The sequence below is a fragment of the Chryseobacterium proteolyticum genome (assembly GCF_046591535.1).
Taxonomy (GTDB): Bacteria; Bacteroidota; Bacteroidia; order Flavobacteriales; family Weeksellaceae; genus Chryseobacterium; species Chryseobacterium proteolyticum.
In genome coordinates this window covers 60,568-80,108 of the sequence record NZ_JBJLWK010000004.1, presented here as the reverse complement: position 1 = coordinate 80,108, position 19,541 = coordinate 60,568, and the positions used below count along the sequence as shown (strand labels likewise).

17 protein-coding genes and 1 pseudogene are annotated in these 19,541 nt (G+C 35.9%); 10 read left to right on the top strand and 8 right to left on the bottom strand.

The window, feature by feature from the left end:
- Nucleotides 1-52: 52 nt before the first annotated feature.
- The 6 genes and pseudogenes from lepB to ACJ5H0_RS16070 all read right to left on the bottom strand — a co-directional run bounded on the left by lepB (nucleotide 53) and on the right by ACJ5H0_RS16070 (nucleotide 5,908).
- Nucleotides 53-1,708, bottom strand: a complete 1,656-nt coding sequence (lepB, locus tag ACJ5H0_RS16095; protein ID WP_172276657.1) for a signal peptidase I — start codon at nucleotides 1,706-1,708, stop codon at nucleotides 53-55.
- Between the two features lie 78 nt (nucleotides 1,709-1,786).
- The gene (gene dapB, locus ACJ5H0_RS16090; RefSeq protein WP_411250489.1) at nucleotides 1,787-2,488 is read right to left on the bottom strand and encodes a 4-hydroxy-tetrahydrodipicolinate reductase; all 702 of its coding nucleotides are present in this window, start codon (nucleotides 2,486-2,488) and stop codon (nucleotides 1,787-1,789) included.
- Between the two features lie 31 nt (nucleotides 2,489-2,519).
- Complete coding sequence (locus ACJ5H0_RS16085) at nucleotides 2,520-3,158, bottom strand: DUF5683 domain-containing protein (protein ID WP_172276651.1); 639 nt, start codon at nucleotides 3,156-3,158, stop codon at nucleotides 2,520-2,522.
- Nucleotides 3,159-4,050 (bottom strand): annotated as a pseudogene (locus ACJ5H0_RS16080) (ParB/RepB/Spo0J family partition protein).
- Between the two features lie 78 nt (nucleotides 4,051-4,128).
- Nucleotides 4,129-4,902, bottom strand: coding sequence for a ParA family protein (locus ACJ5H0_RS16075; protein WP_172276645.1), 774 nt, complete (start codon nucleotides 4,900-4,902; stop codon nucleotides 4,129-4,131).
- 166 nt (nucleotides 4,903-5,068) lie between these two features.
- Nucleotides 5,069-5,908 (bottom strand): energy transducer TonB, encoded by an 840-nt coding sequence (locus tag ACJ5H0_RS16070; RefSeq protein ID WP_411250487.1) that lies wholly within the window; start codon nucleotides 5,906-5,908, stop codon nucleotides 5,069-5,071.
- Nucleotides 5,909-6,292: 384 nt separating this feature from the next.
- On the opposite strand from ACJ5H0_RS16070, the gene ACJ5H0_RS16065 reads away from it, so the two are divergent.
- The 4 genes from ACJ5H0_RS16065 to ACJ5H0_RS16050 all read left to right on the top strand — a co-directional run bounded on the left by ACJ5H0_RS16065 (nucleotide 6,293) and on the right by ACJ5H0_RS16050 (nucleotide 10,695).
- Complete coding sequence (locus ACJ5H0_RS16065) at nucleotides 6,293-7,903, top strand: hypothetical protein (RefSeq protein ID WP_172276639.1); 1,611 nt, start codon at nucleotides 6,293-6,295, stop codon at nucleotides 7,901-7,903.
- Between the two features lie 67 nt (nucleotides 7,904-7,970).
- Entirely contained in the window at nucleotides 7,971-8,966 is a 996-nt protein-coding gene (locus tag ACJ5H0_RS16060) for a hypothetical protein (RefSeq protein WP_411250485.1), read from the top strand.
- Nucleotides 8,923-9,801 carry a hypothetical protein gene (locus ACJ5H0_RS16055; protein ID WP_411250484.1) on the top strand — a complete coding sequence of 293 codons (879 nt, stop codon included), beginning with the start codon at nucleotides 8,923-8,925 and terminating at the stop codon, nucleotides 9,799-9,801. Before ACJ5H0_RS16060 ends, ACJ5H0_RS16055 begins: the two co-directional genes overlap by 44 nt.
- 69 nt (nucleotides 9,802-9,870) lie before the next feature.
- Complete coding sequence (locus tag ACJ5H0_RS16050; protein ID WP_411250482.1) at nucleotides 9,871-10,695, top strand: N-acetylmuramidase domain-containing protein; 825 nt, start codon at nucleotides 9,871-9,873, stop codon at nucleotides 10,693-10,695.
- A 273-nt stretch (nucleotides 10,696-10,968) separates the two neighbouring features.
- On the opposite strand, the gene ACJ5H0_RS16045 is transcribed toward ACJ5H0_RS16050, so the two are convergent.
- Nucleotides 10,969-12,255, bottom strand: coding sequence for an adenylosuccinate synthase (locus tag ACJ5H0_RS16045; RefSeq protein ID WP_172276629.1), 1,287 nt, complete (start codon nucleotides 12,253-12,255; stop codon nucleotides 10,969-10,971).
- 205 nt (nucleotides 12,256-12,460) lie between these two features.
- Here ACJ5H0_RS16045 and ACJ5H0_RS16040 point away from each other — a divergent pair, with 205 nt between their 5' ends.
- A complete protein-coding gene (locus tag ACJ5H0_RS16040; RefSeq protein WP_411250479.1) occupies nucleotides 12,461-13,396 on the top strand; it encodes an alpha/beta fold hydrolase in 936 nt (311 codons plus the stop codon).
- Nucleotides 13,397-13,482: 86 nt separating this feature from the next.
- Nucleotides 13,483-14,073 carry a hypothetical protein gene (locus ACJ5H0_RS16035; RefSeq protein WP_411250477.1) on the top strand — a complete coding sequence of 197 codons (591 nt, stop codon included), beginning with the start codon at nucleotides 13,483-13,485 and terminating at the stop codon, nucleotides 14,071-14,073.
- A 145-nt stretch (nucleotides 14,074-14,218) separates the two neighbouring features.
- On the opposite strand, the gene ACJ5H0_RS16030 is transcribed toward ACJ5H0_RS16035, so the two are convergent.
- Nucleotides 14,219-15,808 carry an ABC-F family ATP-binding cassette domain-containing protein gene (locus tag ACJ5H0_RS16030; protein ID WP_411250475.1) on the bottom strand — a complete coding sequence of 530 codons (1,590 nt, stop codon included), beginning with the start codon at nucleotides 15,806-15,808 and terminating at the stop codon, nucleotides 14,219-14,221.
- 197 nt (nucleotides 15,809-16,005) lie between these two features.
- On the opposite strand from ACJ5H0_RS16030, the gene ACJ5H0_RS16025 reads away from it, so the two are divergent.
- The 4 genes from ACJ5H0_RS16025 (at nucleotide 16,006) to ACJ5H0_RS16010 (ending at nucleotide 19,276) form a co-directional block, all read left to right on the top strand.
- The gene (locus ACJ5H0_RS16025; protein WP_172276617.1) at nucleotides 16,006-16,560 is read left to right on the top strand and encodes a phosphoribosyltransferase; all 555 of its coding nucleotides are present in this window, start codon (nucleotides 16,006-16,008) and stop codon (nucleotides 16,558-16,560) included.
- A gap of 45 nt (nucleotides 16,561-16,605) precedes the next feature.
- Nucleotides 16,606-17,187: an adenylate kinase gene (locus ACJ5H0_RS16020; RefSeq protein WP_172276614.1), complete on the top strand. Its 582-nt coding sequence runs from the start codon at nucleotides 16,606-16,608 to the stop codon at nucleotides 17,185-17,187.
- Nucleotides 17,188-17,265: 78 nt separating this feature from the next.
- A complete protein-coding gene (obgE, locus tag ACJ5H0_RS16015) occupies nucleotides 17,266-18,249 on the top strand; it encodes a GTPase ObgE (RefSeq protein WP_172276611.1) in 984 nt (327 codons plus the stop codon).
- Nucleotides 18,242-19,276, top strand: coding sequence for a DUF6438 domain-containing protein (locus ACJ5H0_RS16010; protein WP_411250472.1), 1,035 nt, complete (start codon nucleotides 18,242-18,244; stop codon nucleotides 19,274-19,276). Before obgE ends, ACJ5H0_RS16010 begins: the two co-directional genes overlap by 8 nt.
- Nucleotides 19,277-19,541: the final 265 nt, after the last annotated feature.

The window sequence follows — 19,541 nt, the reverse complement described above, 5'->3', positions numbered from 1 at the left end:
AAAATGAAGTATTTTTTCAAATACTTCATTCTATTTTAAAGTTTATTTTACTTTATAAATCCTCCTCAGTTTTTTTCTTTCTGAATAGTTTAACAAAATAGTCCCATCCGAAGAATAGAATAAGAATCATCGCTGCAATCCACCAGTATGAAGTTTTATTGGCTTCTCCTGTATTTGTAGCTTTAAACATTCTCTCCCAACGGATCTTGAAAGGCGCCTGATATGTAGAGCTGGCATCTTTGAAAACACCTTGCAGACTCATCCATGTAAACATTGGCTTTCCTACAATATTTTCTTCAGGAACAAAACCAAAGAATCTTGCATCAAGTGAAGCATCTCTGTTATCTCCAACCATCATATAATAATCCTGTTGGATTGTATACTGATTGGCTTCTTTACCATTGATTAGAATTTTTCCGTCTTTATTTTCCAGGCTATTGTGTTCATACTCCGAAATAATCCACTGATACATCGGAAGCGTTTCTTTATTAATTGCGACCACATCACCTTTCTTAGGTATTCTAAGAGGTCCGTACCAGTCCTGATTCCAAGGCTTATTGATAGGAAATATAGATTGAGTGGTATCGATACTTTTTGTGTAAGCCGTTCTGTCGGCATTAAGCTTGTGCTGAACCGTAGCTGAATCCTTAGGAAAAATACTTTCTTCCATATCAATTACGTTCGGCAATGCTTTAATCTCTTTAGCCGTTTTATCGGTTAATCCCTGGAACATGTATACAAATCCTTTATCCGTCTGCATTTCCCTTACGGGCAAGAATCCATACGTATTGTATAATCCTGGAATATCCAATTGAGTACCTGTGTTAACTGTATATGCGTGCTGAACTTCCTGATCCCCTAACACCGTTTCTGGTTTTCCGTTTACAAAAAGTCTTCCAGCTCTCATTTCAAAAGTATCGCCGGCAGTTGCCACACATCTTTTTACATAAGGGTCTTTCCTGTCAATAGCTGTATGCACTGAATCCTGAGGATAGTTGAAAACAAGAACATCATTTTTCTGAGGTTTGCTGAATTGCATTATTCTGGCGTAAGGTAGCTTCACTCCATCAACATAAGATTTGGGATCATCCTTCGGGTTTCCTTTTTCTCCGGAATCAAAGATTGTTCCCTGTAAGAAAGGAATTGCAAGCGGACGCATCGGCAATCTGTATCCATAGCTCCATTTATTTACAAAAAGGAAATCTCCTACTAAAAGGGTTCTTTCCATGGATCCTGTAGGGATACCAAAAGGTTGTGTTACAAAAACGTGAATAATCGTTGCAAATACAACAGCAAAAGTCACTGAACCTATGAAGGAATCTTTCTTTTTAGCATTTTTCTCTTCATCCGTCAGGAATAGCTCATTTTCGTCTTCTACCTCTGTATCTTTAGAATAATTGACCGTAGCCATGTATATGAACGGCAAAATAACAGTTAGAAGCTGGTGCTGGAAAAGATTTTTTCCAAACTTTTTCATAAGATAAATATGAAAAACCGACATCATAATCGGACCTACGATCGGCAAATATGATAAAATAGCCCACCATTTAGGGTGTTTGGTCTCTTTTAAAACAATAAAATAATTGTAAAAAGGTATAAAAGCAAATAAAGGGCTATACCCTAATTTTTTGAACAGCTTCCATGTTGAAATCCCCATTAATACGGATAAAATGAGAACGTATACTGTATAAGTTAAAAAATAATTCATAAATTTCGTGCCTTATTCTATTGATTTGTGTTGAGCAACTGTTTTTATTAGTTTACTATTTGGAGCATTTGTTACAAGTTAAAGCCCTAAAACATCTTTCATTGTAAAGTTTCCTTTCTTGTCTTTAATCCATTCCGCAGCTACTACGGCTCCAAGTGCAAAACCATTTCTGTTAAATGCGGTATGCTTTATTTCAATTTCATCCACTCCACTTCTGTAAAAGACACTGTGCGTTCCCGGAACTTCATCTTCACGAATAGCGAAAATACCCAGCTGATTCCCCTGAGTTTCTTCAAGCTTCCAGGCATCAAATTTGGGATTATTTCTAAATATTCCTTCGGCCAGAGAAATTGCCGTTCCGCTTGGAGCATCCAGTTTATGAATGTGGTGAATTTCTTCCAACTGACAAGAATATTCGTTAACATTTTTCATCAGATCAGCCAGCTTTTCATTTAAAGCAAAGAATAAATTAACGCCTAAACTAAAATTGGAACCATATAAAAATGCCGTCTGATTTTCCACCGCAATTCTTTCTACTTCAGCCTTTTTCTCTAACCATCCTGTTGTACCGCAAATCACTGGAATTTTATTTTCCAGACATGCTTTTATATTATTAAAAGCTACTTCAGGTAACGAAAACTCGATAACAACATCTGGATTATTAAGGTTTTCAGCAGTTGGAGTTTCTTTAAGGCGGGCAACTACTTCATGTCCTCTATTTGTTGCAATCTCATCAATGATCTTGCCCATTTTTCCATATCCAACTAATGCTATTTTCATGTAATTTATTTTAGATATACCTACTTACGATCTAGAACCTGTAACTCAGACTTAATCCGGTCTTTGGAGGTTCGATACTAAACTGATCCTGAATAACTGTAGGTTTAAAAGTTAAATCAGGGTCATGGCGGCTTTCATAAAGGTGTGCATCTACAACAGCATCTACTATACTCAGGATATAGATCAGCCCGGTAATTGCGATTGCATAGTCCCTTTGTCTTTTCGCTCTGTCCTGAACGTTCGCCAGTGCAACTTTATCAAGCCATGGACGACTATCGATAAATTCATTGGGAGTTCCGTTCAATTTAGCAATATAGTACTCTCTGTACTTCTTGTATTGTTTATCATTCCACATGGCTATTCCTACTCCGGTACCTACAGCACCCCAAACGATAGGAATTTTCCAGTATTTTTTGTTGTAAAATTGCCCTAGTCCAGGGAAAACAGCCGAGTATAAACCCGCTTTTGTTGGATTTAATTTTAATGTTTTTGCTGTGGGACCGTTGGCCTTTTCCAGATCAGCCACCACTTTAGCTTCAGACTTTTGAGGCTTTGCGGCAGGGATACTATCCTTCGGGTAGTGCTCTACCCGAATGGTATCATTAGGATTTACTTGTGAGTAAGCAGCTGCATACAGGCACAAGAAAAAAGTGAACAATAATTTCTTCATTTATTTAATGTGGGATAGAATATATTCCAATTCATCCTCATTCTTAAAGTCAAGAACAATTTTACCTTTTTTACCATTTCCGGTGGTTTTGATCTCCACTTTTACATCTAAAATGTCAGCAATTGTTTTCTGAGCTCTTTTATAGTTATTGGAAAGTTCAGCTTTTACCTTTTTGGCAGCAGGTGATTTTGGATTTTTTTAAAGCTGTAGCAGCCTGCTCAGCCTGGCGTACATTCAACTGTTCTTTAATGATAAGGTCAAACAAAATTTGTTGTAGCTCCTCATTTTCCATACTGATAATAGCACGGCCATGTCCGGCAGAAATCTCACCACTTCTGATAGCATTCTGAATATCCGGGCTTAGTCTCAATAACCTGATAGAATTGGTAATCGTACTTCTGTCTTTTCCTACTCTCTGGCTAAGGTTTTCCTGAGTCATTCCGATTTCGTCCAAAAGTCTTTGATACGTCAATGCAATCTCAATAGAATCAAGATCTTCCCTCTGGATATTTTCAACAAGAGCCATTTCTAAAAGCTCCTGATCGTTTACCAAACGGATATAAGCAGGAACAGAAGTCAGTCCGGCAATTTTACTCGCTCTGAAACGTCTTTCCCCTGATATAATTTCAAATCTCTCGCCTTCTTTTCTAAGAGTGATCGGTTGGATCACCCCTAAATTTTCTATAGACTGAGCGAGTTCATTGAGTGCTTTTTCGTCAAAATAAGTTCTTGGCTGGGTTGGGTTGGGATAAATATCTTCAATCGCTACTTCTACGATATTTCCAACAAACTTATCTGCTCCTTCATCAGTAGCAGAGTTCACTGTAGCTTTGGATTCAGCACTTAAAATAGCCCCCAAACCACGTCCCATAGCTCTTTTTTTGTCCTTCATAGATATTTTTGATAAATGATGACAATTACAACCAAGATCAGCTGATCCATATTGCAATTATCTATTATTTACTCTTAATTAATTCTTTACTAAATTTTCATTTTTCAACAGAACTTCTTCTGCTAACTGAATATACTGAATTGCTCCTTTACTTTCGGCATCATAATTCAGGATGCTTTCCCCGAAACTTGGTGCTTCACTTAATCTCACATTTCTGCTGATTATGGTTTCAAAAACCATTTCCGGGAAGTGTGCATTTACTTCTTCCACCACCTGATTGGATAATCTTAACCTGCTATCATACATCGTTAGAAGTAAACCTTCAATGTCCAGATCTTTGTTATGAATCTTTTGAACATTTTTGATGGTATTCAAAAGTTTTCCTAAACCTTCCAATGCAAAATATTCACATTGGATCGGAATGATTACAGAATCAGCAGCTGTAAGCGCATTTACAGTAATCAATCCCAAACTCGGAGCACAGTCAATAATGATAAAATCATACTCATTTTTTACGCTTTCCAATGCTTTTTTCAGCATATACTCACGATCTTCCTTGTCTACCAATTCAATTTCAGCTGCTACAAGGTCTATATGAGATGGTACGATATCTAGATTTGGTGTTGCTGTCTTTTTAATACAAGTGGCAGTATCCACACTGTGTTCTAAAAGATTGTACGTAGAATACTGGACATCTTCCACACCCAATCCTGAAGTAGCATTAGCCTGAGGATCGGCATCGATGATTAATATTTTCTTTTCCAATACCCCTAATGCCGCAGCAAGATTTACAGCTGTTGTCGTTTTTCCAACTCCCCCTTTCTGATTAGCGATACCTATGATTTTTCCCATTATTAGAACTTTAAGCCTCAAAAATACACATTTTTCTTTGCTCTGAATGAATGATGAAAAGCAAAAATGAGTTAAAATATTGTTAATAAGGAAATTAACCCTAAAAAAAAATTATCCACAAAAAATAGTATTTTGTGGATAACTGTCAAGATTTGTTTGATATAGATTATTCAAACTTCATAGAAATTGGAAATTTGAAATAACTTCTTACGGCTTCACCTTTTTTATTTTTTCCAGGAATCCATTTTCCTCTGATCGATTTTACTGTTCTGATTGCTTCACTATTGAAATCTGCATTTCCTCCATTGGCTTTGATACCGGAAATAGTTCCATCAATTTCAACAATAAAAGTGATCGTTGTTTTCACGACTCCGTCGCTCTCAAATCCGGAACCATCAAAGTTATTCATTACTTTATTTCTGAAGGAATCGATTCCACCTACGAAATTAGCTTCAACACTAAGCGCTTCTGCATCCACTATGGAATTCCCGGGATTTGCAGGTTGTACAGGCTGTGGGTTTGCCGGCGGAGCAGCAGGACCTGTTCCGATATGGGGTGCCGGAGGTATATAAGTATTTTTGATCGACTCCCCATCAAGATTATTAACCAAACCCGGAGCTGCATCGGCAGGCTTTTCAACTTTTACAGGCTCTATTGCATGCGCTGCTGGTGTTGGTATCTGGCTATCATACTGTTTAGTGTTTGGAGGGGTTACAGGTTTAACGATCTGCACTGGTGGAGTTTGTTCAGGAGTAGCGGGGTCCTTGAGTTTAATAACTACTGGTGGCCCATCAACAGGCACATGTACCGGAGTGCTGTTACTAAATGCTGAAATAATCAGTGGAGTAATGGAAACCGCAGCCAACAAACTTACACCTACAAACAGTGCCTTTGTTAGTATTTTATCGGACTCATTTCTCAAAACATAAGCGCCATATTCCTTGTTACGATGCTCGAAAAGAACTTCATTGAAGCGAAATTCCTGATTAGTGTGTAGGTGTTTCATCACTTAAAAGATTTAAACGGTTAATAAAAAATCCGATTATTAGTTTTTATAGCACTTATCGATAAGTAATATTACACCATCAAAACATTTGCCATTTTATTGACAAAACATTAATATTTTAAAAAAATTTATGACAATCGATAAAATTAACTATGCAAGCAATAGTAAAGCATTAAAAACACCATTATATATATTAAAATTATTCAACAATATTATATTTTTAACTAATTAAATTCATTAATATTTTAAAAATAGAAAAACCACATCTTAAAATAGGAAAAATACTGAGATATTGAACCTAGAGTCAAAATACATTTGTACCATACCAAACCGGGGATGCTGAAAACCGAAAAGAGTAAGCAAAAAAATAAAAACTTAATAATTATGCCAACTTTAACTCAAGAAGCAAAATCAAACTCATTAATGAGCATGCTTTTAAAACAAGTGTATGACACCGTAACCAATGGTGGAGACCCGGACTCTCTGGGACCTAATGATTTCATTTCATTTGACCCGGTAGGGATTACTCTATCCGAAGACACTTTTGATTACGCACTCAACGGACTATTTGGGGACGCCCCGTCACCAAAACCAATGCTGGACGCCAAAGGAGAGCCTATCCTGGATGCTAACGGAAATCCGAAAATTGACATGGAGGCTTACCAGAACGCCCTGTCAAACAGTAAATTCAGAAAATATCTTCAAATGGAGCAATTTGCTGCAATGGTGGATGTCATTCCTTCTCAGCTTCCTCCGCTTACCAGTTCAGGCAACGGAAGGGTAATGTCGATCATGAGTATTATGAACGATTCCCAGAAAAGAGTATCTAAAGTATATGAAGATCTTTTGCAATGGTCCGTAGTCGTTGATACTCAATTTGATGAAAAAGTAGAAAAAAAGCTGAATACATTAAGGGATAAGCTTTTCAAAATTAAGAAGGTAAAAAACACAGACTTTGATCCTAATTCACCTATAGACGACACAAACAAACCTGAGATCTTCCACACTTTCGTTTCTCCGATGTATTCTAAATATGTAGAATATCAGATGAAATATTACGATATCGTAGACGCCAATAATGAAATCAGAACTGCTGCCGATAACGGAGACGCGGAAGCAATGGCCAAATTATCGATCGATGGCAAGAACATGAAAAAAAGAGAAGATGCATCCCTTAAAGCGTGGCAGTCTCTTGGATACAAAGAAGCCGTCGAGAAAATACAAAACTATTTAAGTGAAGTAGAGCAGAAAAACATGCTCGTCATCAAAAAAAGGATGGAATCTGAGTTCAGAAACAGTCAGAGAACAAGGGTTCTGGACTATACAAATTATTCACCATCCGTTCCGGTTGCCGCTAATGCATTAAAAGAGTCTAAAGGATGGCCCACAGTTACCATCGTAGAAGGTGAATCTAATTATGATTATTCAAAATCAGTTCACAACTGGGGTGCAGCCGCAGGATTTAGCATGGGCATTTTCTCTATCGGTGCAAAAGGTGGCGGAAAGCACGAAAAAACAAAGATCAATACAGATTATACGAATATGAAGGTCTCTTTCAAGCTTGGAAAAGTAAGAGTGGAAAGAGGATGGCTTAATCAGAACTTTATTGAATCCAAATACTGGAAATTACATGAGCAATCTCCTCAAACTTTAAGTGGCGATGTCATCAGCGACGGAAAAGGAAAAGGATTAATGCCTTCTATCATTACCGAGCTTATCATTGCCAAAGACGTTTGCCTTGATTTTACAAACAACAGTACTGCTTTTACGGATGTTAAAAACTCTGTCAGTGCGGGGGCTGCAGTTGGAATAGGACCGTTCGTTTTCGGCGGAAGCTATAGTTACGATAACCAGGATGTACAATCCAATGCCAAATGGAATGGAAAGAAACTGAATTCTGACGGAATCTACATTATCGGTTATAAATGCCATGTCATTCCGAAATCACCGGATCCAAATCCTGAGATCAAAAAATGGACTGACGGAAAATCATAATATCCTTCTCATCAAGAATAGCCGGCAGATTTTTCTGTCGGTTATTTACAAAACAAAAACTAATGCCATGAAATATTTTATTGCCGTCTACCAGAAACTTAAAAACACTTATCTATCCCAAAGCTCGATGGAAAATGACCTTCCCATGATATGTCCTTCCCTCAGGGTATATGAAAATGAAGAACTTGAGCTTTTAAAGCCACAAAACCAGCTCAACGATGATCAGAAAAAAGCCCTTTCTATTATTAAAAAGCAGAATATGGCCTACGAACTTAATTCAGTTCCTATATCTTCTCAGTTCTGGGACCTGAATCCTAACAATTCCCTGTTTGACATTTATCGTGATATTCTAGATAAAAACAATTTAAAAAATCTTGAAGAAAGCCTTGATAAGACACTGGCAATTGAAAGTTCCATCCTTTTCGATGCTAAAAAGAATGACACTAAAGAATTTAAAGCTTACAAAAAATACAGACTGGCTCATGAACAGGTAATTGATAAGATCACAGCTCATCTCGAGCTTTTTGACGATCTGGACAGCGATGAGGAAAGAAACAATTGGAATGACCAGCTTACTCATTTAAACGGAACAAAAGAGATCGCCTTTTCAGATTGGAAAATAAAAGGAAATAAAGATAACATCGATAAGGAATTGACAAGAATCAACAAAGCTTCTGATGCAGATGTCTATCTCGCAATGGCCCAAAATGCTAAAAACACCTTTGAAGTTGCTGAAAAAACAGACGTAATCACTAATGCTTCTATTCATGATATTAATTTTATCCCTTATGATTTCATGGAAAATGAATCAGGATGGAACAATATAAGAATTGAAAAACAGGAACTCGAAACCTTATATACGGAAGCAAAAAACTCCCACGAAAACCTCCCTTCAGAAATTCTTTCGATTGACTATGACGAGGGCGTTATTCAAGCAGTTGAACTGGATTATTCTTTTGTGCATTTAAAAAGAAACTGGTTCAGCAAAAACTTTATGCTTTCGCAACTATTTGAATGGAATGAGCCAAAAAAAAATATCGGACGGACAAACAATTTCCAGTGATTTTAAACTACCCGCTTTTCCAAAGACCATGATTTTAATAAAGAATCTGAAAATAATTTTAGATCCTTCAATTACAAATGATGCAATCAACAACCCCGATCAACTTATTTATTTTGGTCCTCTGATCATGAAGCAGCAGCTCTTTGTCAATAAAAACAATAATCAAAAGTTCTTAAAGGCCATTACAAATGTAAAAACCATTAAATCCGACCAGCTCAGCAACTTAACCAGAAAAACAGCCCTTTATGAAAACTCAAAGATTACTGCCACAGAATTCATAACAAAACCTGAATCTGAACCTGTTGCGGAAACAGCCAAAGTACATCCGATCCCTGCATTCAACAGAATTAATATGAATGTTCTCAATAGTGTAAGGAATGTAAGACCGGTTACTCCCGTTTCAACACCACAACCCATAACTCCGGCTCCACCAGTAAAACCTGTAATCCCCATTAGAAATACAGGAATCTTTGTCCCCATAAAATACCCTATCCAGGTTCCATCATCAGGAGCGAATATACAATTCAGGGTCCTGGATAAAATCAATAACGATCCTGTTTATAAATGTTCAATCTCCATTAAAGGAACCAACAACAGCAGAATTTATGAAATAGAAACAAACGAAGCAGGAATTGTCAATCAGGTTATCGCATTAGGCGAATACAGTATTGAGCTGAGAATAGATGATTACTCAGTTTTGAACCAAAACTTCAGTGTAACAAGTACAACTCCTATTAATTTAGAATACAAACTTCAGAGAGAGGAAGTTAAATTCAAGTCATTTTTCTTGATGGGAATGATTTGTGAGAAGATGCCAAAGATTCCCGTTAGCTAACTTTCGTAAATATATGGACGAACCCTACACAAAAATAGTTTAATCTTTTAATAAACAAAAAAAAACACCATGAAACTCTTAAAATACAATACGAAAGCGCCTGAAGTTCTCGCATTATGTGAGCTTCTTTATAAGTTGGGATATCCTATTAAAATTTCAGATTCTTTCAGCCTGGAAGTAGATGCGGCAGTTAAAGATTTCCAAAGCAAAAATGCTTTAGTAATAGACGGAATTGTCGGAATAAAAACATGGGCAGTATTATTGCAGAAAAATTCTAATCCGATTATCTCAACGGATAAATTCCTTAAAGAAAGTGACCTTATCTCGTTTGCTGATCAGTACGATCTTGAATTAGCAGCTGTAAAAGCCGTTAATGAAATTGAAAGCAGTGGAAAAGGTTTTTTAATCAACAATAAACCTAAGATTCTTTTTGAAGGGCATATTTTCTGGAATGAACTCGAAAAGCGAGGAATTAATCCAAACTCTTATTACAACGAGTTAAGTAAAGACATTCTTTATCCTAAATGGACCAGAACCTATTACCTGGGTGGGGTTAGAGAATATGACCGATTAAATGAGGCTATAAGTTTAGGGACTGATGTTAAATTTAAAGACGCCGCATTATCTTCAGCATCCTGGGGAAGCTTTCAGATCATGGGATTCCATGCTAAAAATTTAGGTTATACCGATGTTAATGATTTTGTGTCCAAAATGGAGACCAATGAAGGAGAACACCTGAAAGCTTTTGGAAAGTTTTTAGAAAAGAATGGACTTTTGGTTCATTTGAGAAATAAAAACTGGGGCAATTTTGCAAAAGGCTATAATGGTACGGGTTATAAGCAGAATAAATACGATGAAAAGCTTGCTAAGGCTTATGCAAAATATTTGAATTAGATGGTTAAAAGCAGTACACTGATTTCAAAAGTTCCCTTTGTTCTGCAATTGAAACTCTCACAGAAAAAAATTCGGATTAATCGATGAAATCTGTGGGAGTTTTTTTCAATATATAATTTAAGTTAACATTCAAAATATAACAACAATACATGGAGTGACAAATTATTTTACCACAAATAATCATCACAGCGACAAGAATAAGCCTTATGGATCACAAAAAAAGAGACCATCACATCTGACAGTCTCTTTTTTTATAAATGATATTCTATAGTATTAGAATAATTCTTTTCTGATAATGTTCTGACTTCTTTCCGGTCCAACAGAAACCAAGTACACATTGATTCCTAAATACTGCTCGATAAATTCGATATATTTCTGAGCGTTATCAGGAAGTTCATCATAGCTTCTTACCTTCGTAAGATCTTCACTCCATCCTGGTAAATCCTGGTAGATCGGCTCATAATTGTATAATTTTTCTGTAGAAGAAGTGAAGTAATCGATTACTTTACCATCTTCTGTTTTATACTGAGTTACAATTTTTAGGTTTTCAATTCCTGTAAGAACGTCAAGTTTAGTAATTACAAGGTTATTGATACCATTGATCATACAAGCATGTTTCAACGAAACAAGATCCAACCATCCGGTTCTTCTTGGTCTTCCGGTAGTCGCTCCGAATTCACCACCGATCTGTCTGATTTTTTCTCCTAATTCGTTATCCAATTCAGATGGGAAAGGTCCGTTTCCAACCCTTGTGCAGTATGCTTTGGCAACTCCAATAAGGTTCTGAAGTGAAGTTGGCGGAACACCAGCTCCCGTACAAACTCCTCCTGTAGATGGAGAAGATGAAGTAACGTATGGATACGTTCCGAAATCAATATCCAACATCAATGCCTGAGCCCCTTCAAAAAGAACGTTTTTACCATCTCTGATCGCTTCATTCAATTCAACTTCTGTATCTACAATTCTGTCCTGAAGCTGTTTTCCTATCTCTAAAAATTCGTTGTAAATTTCTTCTACGTCTAAAGTCGGTTTTCCGTAGTATTTTTCAAAAAGAGAATTTTTAATTTTAAGGTTTTTCTCTATTTTCTCTCTTAAAATCTCAGGATTCAGAAGATCTATCATTCTGATTCCAACTCTTGCAATTTTATCTTCGTAACAAGGTCCGATTCCTTTTTTAGTGGTCCCGATCTGAGTTCCTCCATGCTCTTCTTCACGGTAAGTATCCAAAAGAATGTGGTAAGGCATGATCACATGCGCTCTTCTGCTGATAAAGATATGGTCGGTTCTTAAACCTTTGCTCTCAATCTGGCTAACTTCTTTGATGAAAGATTTAGGATTCACCACTACTCCATTGGCAATGATGCATTTTCCTTTGCACTGCAAAACTCCTGAAGGAAGAAGGTGTAAAACAAATTTTTCATCACCCACATAAACCGTATGACCTGCATTGTCTCCACCCTGGAAACGTACTACATAATCCGATTTAGCGGATAAAACATCCGTGATTTTCCCTTTACCTTCATCTCCGTACTGAAGACCTACAACTACGTAAGTTGACATATTTTACTATTGTTTTTAGATTCATGCAAAATTACTCTGAAAAAATAGGGTGGGCAAATTATGTGGAAAATTTATTTTCATTCTAGTTTAAAATCATAGAATTACAGGCATTTTTACGACATCATTGATCTATCATCAAACCAAAAATCTTTTATTTATGTGTATATTTGAGTAGCGTTTGAGAATAATAAAGATAGTTTATGATATGAGAACATTACATCAAACAGGATACTTGTCTAAAAATACCAGCGATCAGCTTAAACTTTTTTACAATGAATTTACCCCTGAGACGAATGAGATAAAGGCAAGTCTTTTAATTATCCATGGAATGCAGGAACATAGCGGAAGGTATAAAGAAATAGCAGAATATTTTGCCGGTCACGGATTAGCTGTAATCACTTACGATCATCTGGGACATGGAAAATCAGTGAAAGAAAAAAAAGATATCGGATTTTTTCAATTGAACCGACCGGATAAAAAATTGATCGATGATGCGGAAATGATGAGTGATCACTTGAGCGATCAATATCCTGATGTCCCCCATTTTGTCCTCGGTCATTCGATGGGTTCTTTTGTTACACGGTGTCTTCTTCAAAGAATTAGCAACCGGCTTACAGGAGCTGTCATCGTTGGCACCGGAGGTACTTTAGCGGGTATCAGTCTTTTGAATACCTATTTTTCAATCGCCAATAAAATAGCACCCAAACAAAAAACATTTTTCAATTCACTTTTTAATTTTGTAAACAATAACCATTTCAGAAAAGATAAAAATTTTGGCGACACAAGCTGGCTAAGCCTCAATGAAGCCAATAGAGATGCTTTTACTCAGGATGAACTTTCTGGAATTCCTTTTACCAACAATGCATTTTATGCATTATTCAAACTGTATAAAAAAGCAACTAAAAGAAACTGGGCAAATCCCATTTCCAAATCCTTCCCTTTTTTATTTGTTAGTGGAAAAAACGATCCTATCGGGAATTTTGGAAAAGGAGTTATGCAAACAGTAAATAATTTAAAACAGGATGGATTCATTAAGGTGGATTACAGTATCTATCCTGAAATGAGGCATGAAATTATGAATGAGGAAATCCGGAAAGAGGTTCTGGATGATATTTACAAGTGGATTGAGAAACTTTTGTAACAAATATCCTTATAACTCTTTCATTTTAGGCATTTTGATTATTGTATATTTGATCATCAATAACAACACAAAAATTAAAAGCAAACATGTCTAAAAAATCACTCCTTCTTATTATCCTGTTTCTATACTCTTCTCTTTCTTTAGACGCACAAAATAAAATTAATGAGTATCTGAGTATTCCCGGACCTATTAAAATTGATAATACATTCTATAATCTAATCTGGAGCTCTCATCCTAATCAGAATTACTACAAACAAGAATACCTAAGCCCAAATGAGAAAATCGAAAAATACGGCACATTAGTTATGATCGATTATATTCAGGGAATTCTTAAAATTGAAGATGTAATTAATCGAAAAGTAACTGAACTTGAGAACCTGAAAAAATCCAATCCGGTCGTCAATTATAAAATCTATGAAAACGGCGAAGAATATATCTTAGATTTTCTCATTACTGAGAACTCGAAAGATGGGAAAGAAATACTCATCGCAGAAAGAAATGTTTACCGTTATAAACTTATTTCAAACAATAAAAGTAAAGGAGTCCTACTTTTCGGCGTTAGTGAAAGGGGATATAAAGAAAACATAGAAAATTTCTTCAATAATTTGAAAAATAACTCTACCAAATTAATAGAAGTCGTTGGAAATTATCAATTACCGAACATTGAAATAAAATAGGTACTAAATTATCATTCCGAAGGATTCCAAAGCCATTATTCACATTTAACAGTTAGATTCCTTCGGAATGATTATTCCAAAATATTATCGACCCTAAAATCTCCGCAACTCAAAAAGTATCATTCTTAAAATACTTATCGCTGCATTAATCCAGCACAATTTCACTTTGTATACCAATCTCATCCAGGAAGATTTCATCATGAGAAATCACTAATAACGTCCCCTTATAATCTTTAATGGAATTGGTAAGAATCTCTACATTTTGCAAATCCAGATTATTTGTGGGTTCATCGAGAACAATGATATCGGGAGCCTTATTACTGATGGAAAGCCCACACAATAAAAGTCTAAGGCGCTCTCCTCCACTTAACATTTCTCCTTTTTTATCCCATGTTTCTTTTCCAAATAAAAATCTGGACAATATGGTTTTTACTTCGGACTCCTGTAACGCATTATCATTAAACCTTTGGGCAAATTCATAAATGGTTGCTTCCTGAGCAATTAACGAATATTCCTGATCAATATAAATACTATTAAAATCAGTTCTTGAAATAGTTCCAATGGAAGTGTCCAAATCACCAATTAAAAGTTTAATTAAAGTCGTTTTTCCGGAGCCGTTCGGTCCTTTCACACAAATACGATCTCCACTTCTGATTTCGAGATCCAGATTTTTAGTCCATAAGAGTTTTTCATGATATCTGAAATTAATATCATCCGCTGTCACAAGAATTTTCCCTGTGTGAAGATCAGAATCGTTGAAATTTACTTTCATTTGTTCTGTATTTTTCACAGATGAACGCAATCCCCTAAGTCCTGCGGAAAGATCACTAATCTTTTCAGCGTGAATATTCTTGAGTTTGGAGGTATTCTTTTCGGCATTATTCCGGAGGGTATTCATCATAATTCTTGCAACTCCTGATTTTTCCTGCTTTTTCTTTCCCCGGGCATCTAATTTTTGTTTCCTTTCCAAGGTCTCCCTTTCTTTTTCCTTTGCCTTTTTCAAAGCCCGCTCCTTGGCATGAATGTCATGATGCAATGCCTCCTCCTCTATTTCCTTTTGTTCAACATAAAAATCAAAATTCCCACCATACGTTGAAATGCCTTGATTGCTCAATTCGTAAATCGTATCAACCAGATTTAATAAAGTCCTGTCGTGACTCACAATAACTATTGTAGCACTTGTTTTCGCGATATAGTCATATAAAAGACTCCGTCCTTCAAGATCGAGGTGGTTAGTGGGTTCATCCAGCAATATGATATCCGGCTGATGAATCTGTAAACCTGCAAGAAAGACTTTTGTCTTCTGTCCTCCGCTCAGGCCCTGTAGTTTTTGATTTAAATCCAGGTTCTCAAGCTGCCAGTATTGTAAAGCCATTTGGCAACGATCTTCAATATCCCAATCATCGTTGAGAATATCAAAATAAATGTCGTCTACTTCGCCACTACTAATCTTCTGTAAAGCATTTAGTTTTTGGTCAATTTTCAGGCTTTCTGCAATGGTAAGATGATTAAAGTTTCCAAACATTTGCGGAACGTGATATAAATTTCCTTCAATATGTAAGTTCCCTTCCAAAGGTTGGATTTCATTTGCTATAATTTTAAGCAGGGTAGATTTTCCCATGCCATTACTTCCGACCAAAGCCGTTTTTGAAGATGTTGGGATCGTTACATTGATATGATTAAAAAGCAGGTCTCTGTTGGGAAACCTATAGGATATATTTTGTAGAAAAATCATGATTTCTTTCTAATTAAAGTTAAACATCAATAATCCAAGGGGATTATCATCTGATCAAATCTGAAAGAAATTATATCCTACATGAGCGTATTTTTAGGTTTTGTGTATGCAAATATAATGCAAATAATAGATTAAACATAAAAACATTTTAATCAAAAATCAAAAATCCGTAACTTTGCCAACTACTAAATTTTTTTATGGAAAGCATTAAAGTTCACGACAAAACTTTTGTTCCTTATCTAAAGGACGCGGAAATTCAGGAAATAGTAAAAGCGACAGCGCTGAAAATTTATGAGGATTACAAAGATGAAGTTCCTGTCTTCATAGGAGTTTTGAACGGAGTTATCATGTTCTTCTCAGATCTTTTAAAGCATTATCCGGGAAACTGTGAGATTGCTTTTATCCAGATGAGTTCTTATGTAGGAACGGAATCTACGGGAATTGTTTACCAGAAGATGGAGCTGACGAAAGATGTTAAGGACCGTCATATTATTCTGGTTGAAGATATCGTAGATACAGGAAATACTGTTGAAAGCCTTTTCAAATATTTCAAAGAAACACAACGACCAAAATCTGTAAAACTGGCTTCTTTCTTACTAAAACCTGAGGTTTACAAGAAGGATTTTAAACTGGATTATATTGGAAAGGAAATTCCAAATAAATTTGTTCTGGGTTACGGATTAGATTACGATGAATTGGGAAGAAATCTTTCGGATTTATATCAGTTAGAAGAAGGTAAAATCAACCATTAATTTCAAAACCTGAAATTTAAACTTAAAATATCTAATTAAATAAAAATGATAAACATTGTTCTGTTCGGGCCTCCAGGAAGTGGAAAAGGAACACAAGCTCAGAATCTCATCGAAAAATTTAACTTAAAGCAAATCTCTACAGGTGATCTATTCAGATTCAATATGAAGAATGACACGGAACTTGGGAAATTAGCTAAATCTTACATCGATAAGGGAGAATTGGTTCCGGACCAAGTGACAATCGACATGTTGGTGGACGAATTGAGAAAACCAACCGATGCGGCAGGGTTTATTTTCGATGGATATCCAAGAACAGCAGTACAGACAGCGGCTTTGGAAAAAATCGTTAAAGAGGAACTGAATGACGAGATTGATGTTTGTCTTTCATTAATCGTTGAAGATAAAATTTTGGTTGAAAGATTGCTGAAAAGAGGAGAAACCAGTGGAAGATCTGATGACAGCAACGAAGAAATCATCCAGAACAGGATTAAAGAATATTATGCGAAAACAGCTGAAGTAGCTGAATTATATAAGCAACAAGGAAAATATGTAGAGGTAAACGGAGTTGGTGAGATCAATGAGATTTCTGAGAAATTGTTTGCTGAAGTAGAAAAAATTCAAAAATAAATTTTTGATTCAAGGTTCAAAGTTAAATATTCAAGGTTTAAACTTTGGACCTTACACATTAAACCTTGAATTAAAATTATGTCAAATTTTGTAGATTACGTAAAGATTCATTGTAAAAGCGGTCATGGAGGTGCAGGTTCTGCGCATCTTCGCCGTGAAAAATACATTCCCAAAGGTGGCCCTGATGGTGGAGACGGAGGTCGTGGAGGCCACGTTATTATGAAGGGGAATGCTCAGGAATGGACTTTACTTCCACTTCGTTATACCCGTCACGTGAAAGCGGAGCGTGGAGAAAACGGAGGAAAAAATCAGTTAACAGGAGCTTATGGTGCCGATGTTTATATAGAGGTACCTATCGGAACCATTGCCAAAAATGAAGAGGGTGAAATCATCGGTGAAATTTTAGAAGATGGTCAGGAAATCATCCTGATGGAAGGAGGAAAAGGAGGACTTGGTAACGAGCACTTTAAATCTTCAACGAACCAGACCCCACGTTATGCACAGCCGGGAATGGAGGGACAGGAAGGTTATGTGGTTTTTGAGCTTAAAATTTTAGCTGACGTAGGGCTTGTAGGTTTCCCGAATGCCGGAAAATCAACATTGTTGGCTTCCGTATCCGCGGCAAAACCTAAAATTGCCAATTACGCATTTACAACATTGACGCCTAACCTGGGAATCGTAGACTACAGAAATTACAAATCATTTGTAATGGCTGATATTCCGGGGATTATAGAAGGAGCCGCTGAAGGAAAAGGCCTTGGCCATAGATTCCTAAGACATATTGAGAGAAATTCAATTTTGTTATTCCTTATTCCGGCAGATTCTGAAGATCATTTCCAGGAGTTTAAAATTCTTGAAAATGAGCTTAAAGAATACAATCCGGAATTATTGGATAAAGACTTTATTATTTCCATTTCAAAAGCCGACCTTCTGGACGATGAACTGAAAAAAGAAATTTCAGCAGAATTCCCTGAAAACAGGCAGCCGCTATTCTTCTCGGGTGTAACCGGTGAAGGACTTACGGAACTTAAGGATGTTATCTGGAAAAAACTACATGGATAGAACACTGTTCTTCATATTAGTTTTATTTTACCAATTTTGTTTTTCACAAAGCAGTAAGACTTTATCAAAAATTGACAGCCTCAAAACAGACATTGAGGCTGTCAATTTTATACGGTCATGTTCACAATCAAAAGATGATTTTTTATCTGAGTTTAGGTTAAAAACGATCAGGAGCTTTGAAGATGATAATTTGTCACCCCTTATAAAAAGGACTGCTGATAGTCTGGGTGTTGACAAAAGTTTTTATAAAGGAGACTTTGATCATAATGGAAAAACGGATTTATTATTTATCGGGGATGACAACAGCTGTCAATCATCCAGAGGCAGTTGTAGTGCAGTTGTAAAGGTTATTTTTGATATAGACAATAAGTATATGACCAGGAGTTTACTTCTGAATCATTTTGATTTTGTAATCCCGAAATTGTCTACCATAAATGGCAAAGATTATATCTCTGTTTTCTACGATGAAGTTACCGAAGATTTTAATTCTGAGAAATACAATTTTTACCACAAAATCGTCAATAAGATTCTGACTTATAAATTTGATAATTTCGTAGAGTATAATCCGGAACCTCAAAAATATACTATTGAAAAAATATTTTTTGAAACAGAGCCCTGTTTTGGAACCTGTCCTGTGTTTACGCTTGAATTGAGTAAAAACGGCACCTCTCAATTTATTGCCAAGACTTACAATTTCATCAACCGTAATGATTCCTTTGAAAAAATAGAAAGGAAATCCCGTAAAACTTTTGAAAAAGGTGAAGGAAAATTTACAACCCAAATAAAAGCATCGGATTTTCAAAAAATTGAAACAATTCTTGGCTATATTAATTTTCCGGAGCTTAAAGATGATTATTCCGTAAGTTGGACCGATGATCAGTTGTCAACTTTAACAATCACCTATGACAACGGGAAGATCAAAAAGATTAAAGATTATGGTTTAGTTGGAAGTTATGGATTAACAACTCTTTATAAAACCTTATTCGACCTAAGATTCAATCAGGAATGGAAGAAGATAAAACATTAAGTCCCCTGATCATCCGATACTCATTGATCCTATTTCTGTGCATTTCACAGATTAAAAATATCGCTAACAGACCTTAATTGCGCAGGTATGGAAGTAAAATAATAAACTTCAAATATTTTAACTACCTTTGTAGGATATTTCGCGGCATTCTCAGCCCTTTCGGTAATTAATTTTACTTAAAAATTCTGTTAATCAATTTTAGCAGATTCGCTAAAAATGATGAAGTATACTACTTCGACCGCATTATTTTTAATACGCAATATAT

What these genes read in the sequence shown, in the direction of transcription:
- lepB (WP_172276657.1), bottom strand. Translation starts at nt 1,708, where the DNA reads ATGAATTATTTTTTAACTTATACAGTATACGTTCTCATTTTATCCGTA.
- dapB (WP_411250489.1), bottom strand. Translation starts at nt 2,488, where the DNA reads ATGAAAATAGCATTAGTTGGATATGGAAAAATGGGCAAGATCATTGAT.
- ACJ5H0_RS16085 (WP_172276651.1), bottom strand. Translation starts at nt 3,158, where the DNA reads ATGAAGAAATTATTGTTCACTTTTTTCTTGTGCCTGTATGCAGCTGCT.
- ACJ5H0_RS16075 (WP_172276645.1), bottom strand. Translation starts at nt 4,902, where the DNA reads ATGGGAAAAATCATAGGTATCGCTAATCAGAAAGGGGGAGTTGGAAAA.
- ACJ5H0_RS16070 (WP_411250487.1), bottom strand. Translation starts at nt 5,908, where the DNA reads ATGAAACACCTACACACTAATCAGGAATTTCGCTTCAATGAAGTTCTT.
- ACJ5H0_RS16065 (WP_172276639.1), top strand. Translation starts at nt 6,293, where the DNA reads ATGCCAACTTTAACTCAAGAAGCAAAATCAAACTCATTAATGAGCATG.
- ACJ5H0_RS16060 (WP_411250485.1), top strand. Translation starts at nt 7,971, where the DNA reads ATGAAATATTTTATTGCCGTCTACCAGAAACTTAAAAACACTTATCTA.
- ACJ5H0_RS16055 (WP_411250484.1), top strand. Translation starts at nt 8,923, where the DNA reads ATGAGCCAAAAAAAAATATCGGACGGACAAACAATTTCCAGTGATTTT.
- ACJ5H0_RS16050 (WP_411250482.1), top strand. Translation starts at nt 9,871, where the DNA reads ATGAAACTCTTAAAATACAATACGAAAGCGCCTGAAGTTCTCGCATTA.
- ACJ5H0_RS16045 (WP_172276629.1), bottom strand. Translation starts at nt 12,255, where the DNA reads ATGTCAACTTACGTAGTTGTAGGTCTTCAGTACGGAGATGAAGGTAAA.
- ACJ5H0_RS16040 (WP_411250479.1), top strand. Translation starts at nt 12,461, where the DNA reads ATGAGAACATTACATCAAACAGGATACTTGTCTAAAAATACCAGCGAT.
- ACJ5H0_RS16035 (WP_411250477.1), top strand. Translation starts at nt 13,483, where the DNA reads ATGTCTAAAAAATCACTCCTTCTTATTATCCTGTTTCTATACTCTTCT.
- ACJ5H0_RS16030 (WP_411250475.1), bottom strand. Translation starts at nt 15,808, where the DNA reads ATGATTTTTCTACAAAATATATCCTATAGGTTTCCCAACAGAGACCTG.
- ACJ5H0_RS16025 (WP_172276617.1), top strand. Translation starts at nt 16,006, where the DNA reads ATGGAAAGCATTAAAGTTCACGACAAAACTTTTGTTCCTTATCTAAAG.
- ACJ5H0_RS16020 (WP_172276614.1), top strand. Translation starts at nt 16,606, where the DNA reads ATGATAAACATTGTTCTGTTCGGGCCTCCAGGAAGTGGAAAAGGAACA.
- obgE (WP_172276611.1), top strand. Translation starts at nt 17,266, where the DNA reads ATGTCAAATTTTGTAGATTACGTAAAGATTCATTGTAAAAGCGGTCAT.
- ACJ5H0_RS16010 (WP_411250472.1), top strand. Translation starts at nt 18,242, where the DNA reads ATGGATAGAACACTGTTCTTCATATTAGTTTTATTTTACCAATTTTGT.